This window comes from Micromonospora sp. NPDC047465 (assembly GCF_040643125.1).
GTDB lineage: Bacteria > Actinomycetota > Actinomycetes > Mycobacteriales > Micromonosporaceae > Micromonospora.
Genome location: NZ_JBEYTP010000024.1, coordinates 1 through 12,233 on the forward strand (window position 1 = coordinate 1; position 12,233 = coordinate 12,233).

11 protein-coding genes are annotated in these 12,233 nt (G+C 73.5%); 2 read left to right on the forward strand and 9 right to left on the reverse strand.

Annotated features, from left to right (window positions below):
* Nucleotides 1-117: 117 nt before the first annotated feature.
* Nucleotides 118-1,116, reverse strand: a complete 999-nt coding sequence (locus ABZ793_RS21325) for a S1 family peptidase (protein WP_357459886.1) — start codon at nucleotides 1,114-1,116, stop codon at nucleotides 118-120.
* Nucleotides 1,117-1,338: 222 nt separating this feature from the next.
* On the opposite strand from ABZ793_RS21325, the gene ABZ793_RS21330 reads away from it, so the two are divergent.
* Nucleotides 1,339-2,043 (forward strand): SGNH/GDSL hydrolase family protein, encoded by a 705-nt coding sequence (locus ABZ793_RS21330; RefSeq protein WP_357459888.1) that lies wholly within the window; start codon nucleotides 1,339-1,341, stop codon nucleotides 2,041-2,043.
* Nucleotides 2,044-2,073: 30 nt separating this feature from the next.
* Here ABZ793_RS21330 and ABZ793_RS21335 read toward each other — a convergent pair whose 3' ends face one another.
* Nucleotides 2,074-3,594: an NAD(P)/FAD-dependent oxidoreductase gene (locus tag ABZ793_RS21335; RefSeq protein ID WP_357459890.1), complete on the reverse strand. Its 1,521-nt coding sequence runs from the start codon at nucleotides 3,592-3,594 to the stop codon at nucleotides 2,074-2,076.
* A 319-nt stretch (nucleotides 3,595-3,913) separates the two neighbouring features.
* Between ABZ793_RS21335 and ABZ793_RS21340 the strand changes: the two genes are divergently transcribed.
* Nucleotides 3,914-4,876, forward strand: coding sequence for an AraC family transcriptional regulator (locus ABZ793_RS21340; protein ID WP_357459893.1), 963 nt, complete (start codon nucleotides 3,914-3,916; stop codon nucleotides 4,874-4,876).
* A gap of 19 nt (nucleotides 4,877-4,895) precedes the next feature.
* Here the strand turns inward: ABZ793_RS21340 and ABZ793_RS21345 are convergent, their stop codons facing one another.
* The 7 genes from ABZ793_RS21345 to hppD form a co-directional block, all read right to left on the reverse strand.
* The gene (locus ABZ793_RS21345) at nucleotides 4,896-5,876 is read right to left on the reverse strand and encodes a phosphotransferase (protein WP_357459895.1); all 981 of its coding nucleotides are present in this window, start codon (nucleotides 5,874-5,876) and stop codon (nucleotides 4,896-4,898) included.
* Between the two features lie 187 nt (nucleotides 5,877-6,063).
* Nucleotides 6,064-7,422, reverse strand: a complete 1,359-nt coding sequence (locus tag ABZ793_RS21350) for a hypothetical protein (RefSeq protein ID WP_357459896.1) — start codon at nucleotides 7,420-7,422, stop codon at nucleotides 6,064-6,066.
* A 3-nt stretch (nucleotides 7,423-7,425) separates the two neighbouring features.
* Nucleotides 7,426-8,394, reverse strand: coding sequence for a transketolase C-terminal domain-containing protein (locus tag ABZ793_RS21355; protein ID WP_350707511.1), 969 nt, complete (start codon nucleotides 8,392-8,394; stop codon nucleotides 7,426-7,428).
* Entirely contained in the window at nucleotides 8,395-9,366 is a 972-nt protein-coding gene (locus ABZ793_RS21360; protein WP_357459901.1) for a thiamine pyrophosphate-dependent dehydrogenase E1 component subunit alpha, read from the reverse strand. It lies immediately after the preceding gene.
* Nucleotides 9,363-10,160 (reverse strand): DUF3050 domain-containing protein, encoded by a 798-nt coding sequence (locus ABZ793_RS21365; protein WP_357459903.1) that lies wholly within the window; start codon nucleotides 10,158-10,160, stop codon nucleotides 9,363-9,365. Before ABZ793_RS21365 ends, ABZ793_RS21360 begins: the two co-directional genes overlap by 4 nt.
* A gap of 1 nt (nucleotide 10,161) precedes the next feature.
* Nucleotides 10,162-11,091, reverse strand: coding sequence for a phytanoyl-CoA dioxygenase family protein (locus ABZ793_RS21370; protein ID WP_357459906.1), 930 nt, complete (start codon nucleotides 11,089-11,091; stop codon nucleotides 10,162-10,164).
* The gene (hppD, locus tag ABZ793_RS21375) at nucleotides 11,088-12,200 is read right to left on the reverse strand and encodes a 4-hydroxyphenylpyruvate dioxygenase (RefSeq protein WP_357459909.1); all 1,113 of its coding nucleotides are present in this window, start codon (nucleotides 12,198-12,200) and stop codon (nucleotides 11,088-11,090) included. The genes ABZ793_RS21370 and hppD overlap by 4 nt, the downstream gene beginning before the upstream one ends.
* Nucleotides 12,201-12,233: the final 33 nt, after the last annotated feature.

Sequence of the window (12,233 nt, forward strand, 5' to 3'; positions counted from 1 at the left end):
ACACAAACCAATCCCCGCCCACCCCCTTCCCCACCCCCCCCTTCTCCCGACCGCAATGGCCCCCCCCCGCGGGGGGCCGCGCGGGCGGGATCCGCCGGGGCGCCACGGTCGGTCGGGTCAGAACACGGAGACGCCGTACTTGCTGAGCGCCTCGGTGACGGGCTGGAAGAAGGTGGTGCCGCCGGTGCGGCAGTTGCCGCTGCCGCCCGAGGTCAGGCCGAGCGCGATGCTGCCGGAGTAGAGCGGGCCGCCGCTGTCGCCGGGCTCGGCGCAGACGTTGGTGGCGATCATGCCCCGCACGGTGCCCTCGGCGTACCGGACGGTGGCGTTGAGGCCGGTCACCGTGCCGCTGTGGGTGCCGGTGGTGCTGCCCCGCCGGGTCACCTGCTGGCCGACGGACGCGTTCCCGGCGGCGGTGATGTCCTGCGAGCCCACCGAGCCGTCGATCGCGATCGAGGTGTTGGTGTAGCGGACGATGCCGTAGTCGTTGCCCGGGAAGCTGGTGCCGGTGCGGTCGCCGAGCTTGGTGCTCTGGGCCGAGTTGGCGTACCAGGCGGAGACCGCGTCCGTGCAGTGCCCGGCGGTGAGGAAGTAGTAGGTGCTGCCGCTGCGCACGTTGAAGCCGAGCGAGCAGCGGTAGCCACCGCCGTAGATGGCGTCGCCGCCGGAGGTCCGCGTGCTGAGCGTGCCGGCGAGCGGGGTGACGCGGGCCGTGCCGCCGGCGGCGGCCACCGCGGCGCGGATGCGGGCCAGCTGGGCGGCGCCGACCGTGCTGTCCACGCCGACGACCACCTGGTTGCTGACCGGGTCGACCCAGAGGGCGGTGCCGGTGACGCCCAGGTCCACCCGGGTCTGCGCGGCTTCCAGGGCGCGGGTGCTGTGGGTGACCAGGCGGGCGACGCCGCCGGCGGCGCGGACCTTGGCGGCGGCGGCCTCGTCGGTGACGGCGACGACCATACGGCCCGAGGCCGCGTCCACGTAGGAGCCGGCGGTGCGATCGGGACCGAGGCCGGCGGCGAGGCCGGACGCTCCGTCGGCGGTCAGGACGGCGGGCGCGGCGTGGGCCGGCGACACGGCCATGGTGGCGCCGAGGCAGGCGACGGCGACGGCGGACATCACGCCACGTCGAGTGAGTCTCACGCGTACCTCCGGGGAGGGCTGGACCGGCTCTCTGCCGATCGATGTGCACATATTCACATCGATCAACGGCAACGTAAAGGGGGCGGCGCGCGGTTTGTTCGCCGGCTGTTCGCCCGCGGTGCGCCGGGGCGTCGACCGGGACACCTCGTGCCGTATCGGCCGCTGGCCGGCGGCGACCCGGTCGACTAGCGTGCGCTCATGTCATCGACGCTGACCGAATCGACGGATCCGTGGTGCCTCCGCGACGGGGAGAGCGTCGCCCTGCTGCGCGACCACCCGTGGCGGCGCTTCGCGGTGCTCGGCGACAGCGTGGCCGAAGGGCTCTGCGAGCCCGTCGACGGCTATCCCGAGGTGCAGTGGGCGGACCGCGTCGCCGCCGAGCTGCGGGCCGTCCGGCCGGAGCTGGCGTACCTGAACCTCGGGCTGCGCGGGCTGCGGGCGCACGAGGTACGCGCCACCCAGCTCGCCCCGGCGCTGGCGTTCCGCCCCGACCTGGCGCTGGTGGTGTGCGGCGGCAACGACGCATTCCACCCGGCGTACGACGCGGACGCCGTCGACGCGGAGCTGACCGCGATGATCGAGGCGTTGCGGGCGGCGGGGGCCGACGTGATCACCGTCGGCATGTTCGACGTCTCGCACAGCCCGGCCGTGCCCGAGCGGCACCGGGCCGGCCTGGCCGAGCGGATGCGGCGGCTCTCCGCGCACACCGGCGCGCTCGCCGAACGGCTCGGCACCCTGCACGTACGGCTCACCGACCACCCGCTCACCGCCGACCCGTCGATCTACAGCAGCGACGGCCGGCACGGCAGCGCCCGCAGCGACGCCATCGCCGCCGCCGAGACCGTCCGCCGCCTCGGCGCCCACCTCACGACCGCCCGAAGCGCGGACGGGGCAGCTCGGTGAGGATCCCCGCGGCTGCTGTTCCTTCCCCTGTCAGACGGGCTGGCTCACCGACTCCCGCGGCGCCGTCGCGGCGGTGCGCCGGATCATGCGGGGCGTGACCCTCCGGTAGGCGCGCGGGTCGACGGGCAGCAGCCACTGGCGGGCGCGGGCCAGCGGGCCGAGGTTGAGCCCGAGATCGTCGAGCACCTCGTCGATGTTGTGCATCGAGAACGGGATGATGCTCGTGCCGCGGGCGTGCTGCCCGTTGGTCCGCGCCGCCATCCAGGCCAGCCGCGTACGCACCTGCTCCCGCATCCGCTCCCTGGGCGGCAGCGCGATCCCTCCCCGCAGATGGGCGGCTGTCCAGACCGCTGCCATCTCGGCGCTCAGCGGGCTGAAGAACGAGGAGTTGTAGCCGGCGAAGGTCAGGTGCGGGACGTCGACCGGCAGGATCTGGCGGTGGAGCATGAAGTTGCCCTCGTCGTCTTCGAGCCGGGCGTGCAGGGCGGCGTCGAAGAAGGGCACGTGCTGCCGGAACCCGGTGCCGCAGATGACCAGGTCGGCGGGGAGCACCGTGCCGTCCGCGAGCCGGGCGGCCGGCCGCCCCTCGTCGACCAGGAGTTCGCTGATCTGCTGATCCCGGTGGACGCTGATCCGACCGTCGGCGACCCGCTCGAAGAAACCGTCCGTCGCGAGGCTGACGGTGCTTCGCGCGATGTCCTCGAAGGTCCCGTTCGGCACGAGACCCAGCTCGCGCAGCTTGAGCTGCCGGGTAGCGACCGACCCCACGCCGTCGAGCATGCCGCGACGCAGACCGTTGCCCGGGCCGTGCAGGAACCGCTCGAAGCCCTTCACGCGGATGTACCGGAACAGCGCCTCACCCATCCGGGTGAGCAGAAGGTACTTGTAGTTGACCGCTCCGCCGAGCTTCCTGGGCATCTTCCACAGCAGTTGACGGGCGACGACGTCGGTCCGCGCGGCGACGTCGCTCAGCGGGACCGCCACGTCGCAGGACGACTTGCCGTACCCGACGACGAGGACGTGCTTTCCCCGCGCTGCCTCGAGATCGTGGAACTCCCCGCAGGCCAGAACACGTCCGCCCGCGGCGACGAAGTCCGCACGGCCCTCGAAGTGCGGGATGAGCGGCTCGGAGAAGATGCCGTTGGCGACGACGAGGTGGTCGTACCGCTCCCAGGTCGCGGGGTCCCGCCCACCCGTCGGTCGTGACGCGATCAGCCACGCGGTCTCGTCGTCCACGAGTTTCGCGGCGACGACCTCCGTGGCGAGGCGCAGAACGGGGCGGAGCCCGAACCGGTCCACGTAGCTCTCGACGTACTGCTGGACCTGCTCGCCCGACGGCCACTGCGGGTAGTGAGCGGGCATCGGCAGGTCGGAGAGGTGGTAGGTGCCCTTGTTGTTCTGGGTACGGAGACCGGGATATCTCCGGGTGCTGCTCCAGACGCCTCCGACGTCGGGCGACTTCTCGAACACGGAGACCTCGAAGCCACTCTGCCGCAGCACCTTCGCTGCGCTCAGACCGGCGAATCCAGCACCGACGACGGCGATCCTCATGGCGAACCTCCAAAGACTCTGCGACCCGTTGACGGGAGCCGCGACAGCGGGGCGCCAGCGGCGATCGCACGCTAACGAGCACGCCGGCAGGGCTGCTATCCGCTGGACGCGCGCGGCATCCGCATCGCGCAACCGGGGCACTTTCCCCGGCACCCCTGGTGTCGGGTTTGGAGCACGCCTCTGCTGATCACCCTGCCCCCGGTCCTAATCTCGGCACAGCAGGGCGTCTCGGCGCGGGGCCGCCGGTCCGGGCGAACCGGTGGTTCCGCGCGCGTCACCGGCGATGCACAGCCGCCCCGGCCCCATCAGGAGGTGCCAGATGGCTGCCACGACGGTCAGGACGGACGACATCGAGCGCGCCCGCACGGAGGTCGGTCGCGTGTTCTGTCCGCACCGGCTCACGCCCCAGCCCGGCGTCCGCAGCGTCCGCCTGCGCATGACGGCCCGCCGGTCGGGCGGCGTGGGCGTCGTCGACCTCGACTACGCGCAGGCGGTGCGGATCCAGCCCGCCGCGCTGGAGACCTTCTACCTCGTGCAGATTCCCCGTGGCGGCAGGGCGGAGGTCCGCCACGCCGGACGTACCGTGACCTCCACGCCCGACATCGCCTCGGTCCTCTCCCCCTACGACGCTTCGGACATGCACTGGTCCGAGGCATCTCCGCACCGGATCTTCTACGCCGACCGGCAGACGGTCGACCGGGAAATCGCTCGACTGCTGGGCCGACCGGTGGACGGCCAGGTCCACTTCGACCTCGGCATGACCATGAGCACGCCCGCGGCGGTGGCCTGGGCCCGCGGGGTGGACTTCCTCGCCGAGGAGCTGTCCCAGCCGAAGGGCGCTTCCCTCCTCGACCACCCGCAGGTCGTCGGCCGCTTCGAGCAGGCGCTCGTCGGCAAGCTGTTGCTGACCCACCGCCACACCTACACCGACCTGCTCGCCGAGCCGGCGAGGCACCCGGCACCCGGGCGCCTCGTCCGACGCGCCTGCGCACTGATGACGGAGCACCACGGCGAGGCGCTGACGGTCGGCGACGTCGCGGAGGCACTTCGGGTGAGCGTACGGACGCTGCAGGACTGCTTCCGCCGCGAGCTGCAGACCACCCCGATGGCGTACCTGCGCGCCCGCCGGCTCGACGCGGTCCACGCCGCGCTGCGCGCGGCCGGAACCGGGACGTCCGTGACGACCGTCGCCCTCGACCACGGATTCGCCCACCTCAGCCGCTTCGCCGGCGAGTACCGGTCCCGCTTCGGGGAGTCGCCTTCCACCACCCTCCGTCGCTGACCACGCCCCGCCGGACGGCTCAGGCGAGTTGGGCCAGCGTCCGGGTGATGTTGTGCTCGACGATGGCCAGCATGCCGGCCCGGTCCGGGAAGTCGCCGTCGAGCAGCCGCAGCGGGCCCGCCACCAGGGACAGGTGCAGCGCGAGCCGGTAGAGGCGCAGCCGGTGCCCGTCGAGTCCCGCCACCGCCAGCGCGCGGTAGTCGTCGCCGAAGCGCAGTTCGAGGAAGGCGTGCTCCCACTCCACGTCGAGGAACGTGGCGCCCTCGATGTCGACGAGCACCGGACGGTCCCGGTCGTCGACTTGCACGTGGTCCGGGCCGAGTTCACCGTGGACCAGGCCGTACCGGGACCGGGGCGGCACGGCGGCGTACCGCTCGGCGAGGGCGTCGGCGAGGCGCTGCCGCACCGCCGCGATCCGCCCGACCCGGGCGGCGGCCACGGCCAGGTCACGCAGCGCCCGGTCGAGCACGACCCGCTCCACCGGCCGGTCCGGTGGCGGCCCGTCGAGGCCCGGCCGGCCGTAGCGGTCGCGCCGGCGGGCGTGCATGCATCCGACGGCGTCGCCGAGCCGGGCCAGCACCGACCCGGCGCGTCGCGGATCGCGCCGGCGCAGGTCCTGCAGGGTGCCGCCCCGCACGTCCTCCACCACCGCCACGTCACCTGGCAGCATGCTGCCGGTGTGGTCGAGCAGCAGCAGCCGGGGCACCGGCACCCCGGCGGCGACGAACTCCCGGTGCGCCGCCTCGAACAGCCCGGCCCCGCTGGCGTGTCCGAAAAGGTCGTCGGGTTCCGGTACCGCCCGCGCCGGCCAGTAGTCCTCCGCCGGGTGCCACACGTACGCGACGACGGTGGAGTCGTCGTCCAGGGTCAGCCGGTAGACGCCCTTCTTCGTGCCGCCCGTCAGCCGCTCGGCCGACCACAGTTCCCGACCGCGCCCGCACGCCGCCCGCACCACCGGGCGCAACTGGTCGACCGTCAACCCCGCCCGCACCCCGCCCACCCCGGTGATGCTGCCCCGGTCCTGCCCGGCTGGGAAGCGCGTTTCGCCGGTGACCCGGCAGCGGACGCCCGATGACGGACGCGGGCGAGCGCGGTGGCACGGCCCGTGGCGGACGCCCGGTGACCCTCGCGCGACCGAGCACGGTGGGACGACCCGCACAGGCCGCCCCACCGCCCGATGTGGCGCGTCAGTCGACCACCAGGAGGCCGGAGAGGAGGACGCCGCGAGCCAGGTTGAGCACCCCGTCGCAGCCGGGGAAGCCGGTGCGGATGCAGGCGCCGGCGGCCCGGCGACCGAACAGGTACGGGGCGATGCTGTACGGCACCTCGGCGCTGACCGTCTCGCCGGTCTCGATGTGCACGAAGTCCAGCGGGACGTCGTCGGCCTTCACGTACTCCTGGAGGATGAAGCCGCCCCGCTCGACGGCCCGGGTCAGCCCGTCCCGCCACGTGTCGGTGTCGGTCTCCCGGCCGATCAGCACGTCCACCCCGGCGGAGCCGTCGGCCGGCTTCGCCACCAGGCCGGGCCGGTCGGCCACCGCCCGGTCGAGCAGGTCGGCGGTCAGCGACCAGGTCCGTGGCACGTACCGCTGGACCAGGTCCCGGTCCGCCGGCGCCAGCGCGTCGGCGTCCTCCCAGAGCCAGGCGAAGGCCCGCTTGTTGGCGACCAGCCAGGCCGCCGCCGACACCCACATCGGCACCGTCCCGGCCGCCAGCCCCGCCTCCAGGGCGTCCACCCCGGCGCTCGGGGTGACCCGGTTGGGCACGAAGAGGCGGAACACCCCGTCGACCGGGGCGCCGTCGGCGACCAGCCGCTTCCCGTCGTCGAGGGTCACCTGGGAGACCGGCGCGATGACCAGGTCCATGCCGGACGCGGCGGCCCGCTCGACCACCGGCGACAGCAGCCGGAAGAACCGCTGCGGGTCGTCCAGGCCGGGGTACTCGGCGTCGAAGTCGATCAGCATGGCGACCCGGGCGCCCTCGGGCAGGCCGAGCCCGGCGCGGATCGCGGCGAACCGCTGGTCCACCGCCGAGGGCGCCGCCGCCAGGCGGACCCGGTCGGTGAGGCCGCGCCGCCGGTAGACGTCGACGAAGCGACGCACCGTGGTGTCCGCGTCGAACGCCCCGCCCAGGCTGCTGTCGATGTTGTACTCGACGAACCGGGGCACCCCGTCGGAGAGCAGCACGTCCGGCCGGAACGCGTCCAGCAGCGCCTCGGTCAGCGGCTCGTCGTCGTCGAGCAGCCGGGTCTCGCCGTCGGGCACGTTCAGCAGCCGGCGCAGCTCCCCCGCCGTGCCGGCCCGCCGCCGGCACGCCTCGAAGACGAGCTGGGCGAGGCGGTCGGAGACGGCGTTGAGCACGCCGAGCGAGGTCTCGTCCATCACCGGCGGCCGGGCCAGCCGCCACTGCTTGTTGTACGTGGCCCGGCCGTCGAAGATCTCCCGCCAGGACTCCGCCCCGGCGGCCACCATCTCGGCGCGGATCGGCGCGGGCAGGTCGAGCCACGCCTGCGCGGCGGAGGGCCAGCGGTAGTCAGCGTCGGTCATACATCAGTCCTTCATCACGTGTTGGATGGCGGCCAGGAGTTGCTCGCGGCTGGGCTGCACGGCCCGGTCGAGCGCCGGGGCGAACGGCAGCACCGCGCCGTCGGGGCGGGTGACCCGGCGCGGCGGGGCAACCAGGCGCACCCGCTCGACCATGGTCGCGATGATCTCCCCGGCGATGCCGCAGGAGCGGTTGGAGTCGTCCACCACCACCAGCCGCCCGGTGCGCGACACCGACTCGGCGAGTGAGTCCCAGTCGAACGGGTACAGCGTGCGGGGGTCGAACACCTCCACCGACACCTGGTCGGCCAGCTCGTCGGCGACCGCGAGGGCGTCGTGCACCAGGTGCCCGACCGCGACCACGGTCACGTCGTCGCCGAAGCGGCGCACCCGGCCCCGGCCGAGCGGCACCGGCGCCAGCGCGGCGAGGTCCACGTCGTCGCGGACGTCGAGCGCCCCGGCCGGGGCGAAGACCACCACCGGGTCGTCGCACCGCACCGCCGACACCAGCAGCCCGTACGCGTCGGCCGGGGTGGCCGGCACCACCGTGGTCACCCCGACGTGGGCGAAGAGGCTGTACGGATGGTCGGAGTGCTGCCCCGCCCAGCCCGTACGGGAGCCGGAGCCGGGCACCAGGTAGGTGACCGGTGCGGCGCACTGCCCCCCGGTCATCAGCGGGAACTTGTGCGCGTGGTTGACGATCTGCTCGAAGACCAGGAACAGCAGCGACGGGATCTGGAACTCGACCACCGGCCGCATCCCGGCCAGTGCCGCCCCCGTGGCGAAGCTGGTGAAAGCCTGCTCCGACAGCGGGGTGTCGAGCACCCGCTCGGGGCCGAACCGCTTGAACAGCCCGGCCGTGACGTTCGAGGCGGCCACCCGGATGTCCTCGCCGAGCAGGAACACCGACTCGTCGCGGGCCAACTCGTCGGCGAGCGCCCGGGTGAGCGCCTTGCGGTAGGACAGTCTGGGCATCTACCCACCTCCGGCGCGGGCGGTCAGCCCGCTGGCGTACAGGTGCGCCAGGGCGTCGGCCGGGTCCGGCTCTCCGCTGGCGAGGGCGAACTCGACGGCCGCCGCCAGGGTGGCCTCGACCTCGGCGTCGACGTCGGCCCGCGCGGCGGCGGGCAGCCGCCCGCCCTGGATGTCCACCGGGTCGCGGGCCCGGCCCCGGGCCACCTCGTCGGGCGGGCGGTAGTCGAGGCGTACCGCGTGCTCGAAGGTGTGGTGGGCGTCGAACCGGTAGGTGCGGGCCTCGATCAGCTCGGGGCCGCCGCCGGCGCGCATCCGGTCGACGGCGGCCGCCGCGGCGTCGCGTACCGCCTCGGGGTCCTGGCCGTCCACGACGGCGGCCGGGATGCCGAACGCGGCGGCCCGGCCGGGGATGCTGCCGGCGACCGCGCCCGCGACGGGCATGGTGGTGGCGTAGCCGTTGTTCTCGCAGACGAACAGCACCGGCACCCGCCACAGCGCGGCCAGGTTGAACGCCTCCAGCAGCATCCCCTCGTTGACCGCGCCGTCGCCGAAGAAGCTCACCCCGACGACGTCGTCGCCGCGCCGTCGGCGCGCCCACACGGCGCCGGTGATGATCGCCCCGGACGCGCCGACGATGGCGTTGGCACCGAGCACGCCGACGCCGAAGTCGGCGGCGTGCATCGAGCCGCCCCGGCCGGCGTTGAGGCCGGTGACCCGGCCGCACAGCTCGGCGAGCATCCGGGCCGGGTCGGCGCCCTTGGCGAGCACGTGCCCGTGCCCCCGGTGGGTGCCGGCGACGACGTCGTCGGCACCCAGGGCGGCGCACACCCCGGCGGCGATCCCCTCCTGCCCGAGGTACGGGTGGATGCCGCCGACGACGTGCCCGGAGCGGACCAGCTCGACGGCCCGCTCCTCGAACCGGCGGATCAGCCGTACCGTCCGGTAGAGCCGGACCGGGTCGGCGTCGGTCACCGCTCGCGCCCCTCCTTGACGGCGGCGAGGATGTCGTCCCAGAGCTTCGCCCGGGCGGCGAGCGCGGTGTTGACGGTGTCGGCGCACTCCTGCCACTTGATGTCGTCGTCGCCGCACAGGTCGGCGAGCATCTGCATCGCCATCGGGGTGTGCTGCTCGCCGTCGACCTCGATGTGCCGTTCCAGGTAGTCGACGAACCTGTGCAGCTTGCGGCTGCGCTCGTTGACGGCGACGACCTGGGCGAACATGTCGGGGATCAGGTCCTCCCGGCCGAAGGCGAACGCCGCCGCCTGGCAGTGCACGGGGGTGTCCTCGATGATCCGCCAGGTGGTGCCGGCGAACGCCGCCGACGGCGCGGGCACGCCGGCGTCGACCAGCGCCTCGGCCACCGGCCGGCCCGCCCGCAGCAGGTCGACCAGCCGGTCCACCGCCGTGGTGTCGGCGCCGGCCTCCCGCATGCCCTGCACGTACAGCTCGAAGTGGCTGATGTAGCCGTCGCCCAGCTCGTCGCTCTCCTCCACCATCACGATGTCGTTGATCAGGCGGCGGCTGCCCGTCGGGCCGGTCGGGATCCACGGCACGCTGACGCAGGTGAGCTGCCGCTGCAACGACTTCAGCAGGGACATGAAGTCCCACACGGCGAAGACGTGGTGCTCCATGAAGGTGACCAGCGCCTCGTGGGTGTCGAGGTTGGCGTAGAGCGGGTGCCGGACCACCACGTCGCGGCGGTCGGTCACCGCCTTCTCCAGCCGCTCGATGCCCGGGTGCGTCTTCCCCCAGTCGTACCGTGACATGTCAGCCTCCCTGTTGGGCGCGGTGGCGCCAGATGACCGGGCAGTATTCGGGGTCCGCGTAGTCCGGCCGCCCGTCGGGGGTGCGGCGGACCAGCACGTCGTGGTTGTACGCGGCGAGCGTGCCGTCGGAGAGCGGATACTCCCGCCAGGCGTTGTCGCCGTCCTGCAGGTGCAGCGAGACCGCCCGGCGCGGGCGGCCGCTGACGTTGGCGCCGCTGCCGTGGTAGGTGCGGCAGTGGTGGAAGCTCACGTGTCCCTTGGGGATCACCATCGGCACCTTGCGGATCTCGGCGCCGTTGTGGGCCGCGTTCTCGGCGAGCATCTCCTCCAGCTGGTCGCGGTCGCGGTCGGCGAAGTGGCGCACCACCGTGTCGTCCGCGCCGACCTCCTGCCAGCGGTGCGAGCCGTCGACCATGGTGATGGTGCCCATCTCCTCCCCGCAGTCGTGGAACGGGATGAACGCGGTGAGCATGTTCTCCGACGACGAGGACGCCCAGTAGTGCTTGTCGAAGTGCCAGGGCACGATGTTGGACGGCTCGCCGGAGATCGGCGGCTTGTAGATCAGCGTGGACTGGAAGACGCGGATCTCGGTGGCCCGCGCGAGCCGGGCGGCGACCGCGCCGACGAGCGGCTTGCGCAGGATCGCCCCCAGCCCGTCGTGCTCGTGGTGGACGTAGTCGTTGTGCCGCTGCACCGCGCCCTTCGACGGCTCCCAGTAGGCGAGCTTCGGCGGGCGCACCGGCAGGCGGCGGTCCCGCTCGCCGTCGTAGTAGCGGTCGGCGGCCGCCGTGAGGGCGTCCACCTCGTCGTCGGTGAACAGCTTCTTCGACAGGTACCAGCCGTGCTCGGCGTAGAAGGCGACGTCCTCGTCGGACGGGAGCAGCGCCTCCTCCTCGGCGGTGAGTGTCGGCTCGAACTCGGTCGTGGTCACGCCCGCACCTCCTGCGGTGTCACGGCCGCGACGGCGGGGGTCGCCCCCGCCGCGGCCAGTTCCCGTTCCTTGGCCTCGTAGAGCGCCTTGATGTTGCCGCTGCCGAACGTCCGGGCCCCGCGCCGCTCGATCAGCTCCAGGAAGAGCGTGCGGCGCACGTGCATGGACTCGGTGAAGATCTGCAGCAGCTGCCCGCCGTGGTCGCGGTCGACCAGCACACCGAGGTCGCGCAGCCGGTCCAGCGGCGCGTCCACCCGGCCGACCCGCGCCTCGAGGGTGTCGTAGTAGCTGCCGGGGGTGCCGGCGAAGCGCACCCCCCGGTCGGTGAGGGTGCCGACGGCGGTGACGATGTCGTCGGTGCGCAGCCCCAAGTGCTGCACCCCGGCGCCGGCGTGCTGGTCGAGGAAGGCGTCGATCTGCCCCGGCCGGCGGCTGCGGTCCGGCTCCAGCAGCACCAGGGTGACCCGCCCCGACGGGCTCTGCACCACCTTGGAGTTCATCGCCTGCCCGGCGACCTCGATGTGCTCCTCGAAGATCTCCGCGAACCCGAACACCTCCCGGTAGTGCCGGACGGTCTCGTCGAGCTGACCCGGCGGCACGCAGACCGCCAGGTGGTCGATCTCGGCGAGCAGCTTGTCGTCGCTGCCGCCGGCCGGGGGCGTCAAGTCGACCGCCCCGGGCAGGAACTCGGTCCGGTCGCCGCGCCGCGACACCAGGCGGTGCAGCACGTCGCCGAAGCCGCCCACCTCGGCGGTCACCACCTCGGCGGCCGGCCCGGTCCAGGTGGTCGGCGGCGTCACCCCCGCCGCCCCGCGGCCCACCAGCTCGGCGTACGCGCCGGCGGCGTCGTCGACCTCGAGCGCGACCACGGCGATGCCGTCGCCGTGCCGCTGCACGTACCGGGACGCCGGGTGCTCGGCGGTGAGCCCGGAGGTCAGCACCATCCGGATGTCGGCGTGGCACAGCAGCAGCGACCGCTGGTCGGCCAGCCCGGTCTCGGGACCGCCCTGGCCGCAGAGGTGGAAGCCGACCGCCCGGCCGAAGTAGAAGGCCGCCTGCCGGGCGTCCCCCACGTAGAGTTCGATGTGGTCTATCCCACGGATGTCCATGTCCTCAGCCCTTTCCACGGGTCCCCCGTGGTC

Bases quoted from the DNA above. Each gene is read 5' to 3' on its own strand.
- ABZ793_RS21325 (WP_357459886.1), bottom strand. From the start codon at position 1,116: ATGTCCGCCGTCGCCGTCGCCTGCCTCGGCGCCACCATGGCCGTGTCG.
- ABZ793_RS21330 (WP_357459888.1), top strand. From the start codon at position 1,339: ATGTCATCGACGCTGACCGAATCGACGGATCCGTGGTGCCTCCGCGAC.
- ABZ793_RS21335 (WP_357459890.1), bottom strand. From the start codon at position 3,594: ATGAGGATCGCCGTCGTCGGTGCTGGATTCGCCGGTCTGAGCGCAGCG.
- ABZ793_RS21340 (WP_357459893.1), top strand. From the start codon at position 3,914: ATGGCTGCCACGACGGTCAGGACGGACGACATCGAGCGCGCCCGCACG.
- ABZ793_RS21350 (WP_357459896.1), bottom strand. From the start codon at position 7,422: ATGACCGACGCTGACTACCGCTGGCCCTCCGCCGCGCAGGCGTGGCTC.
- ABZ793_RS21355 (WP_350707511.1), bottom strand. From the start codon at position 8,394: ATGCCCAGACTGTCCTACCGCAAGGCGCTCACCCGGGCGCTCGCCGAC.
- ABZ793_RS21365 (WP_357459903.1), bottom strand. From the start codon at position 10,160: ATGTCACGGTACGACTGGGGGAAGACGCACCCGGGCATCGAGCGGCTG.
- hppD (WP_357459909.1), bottom strand. From the start codon at position 12,200: ATGGACATCCGTGGGATAGACCACATCGAACTCTACGTGGGGGACGCC.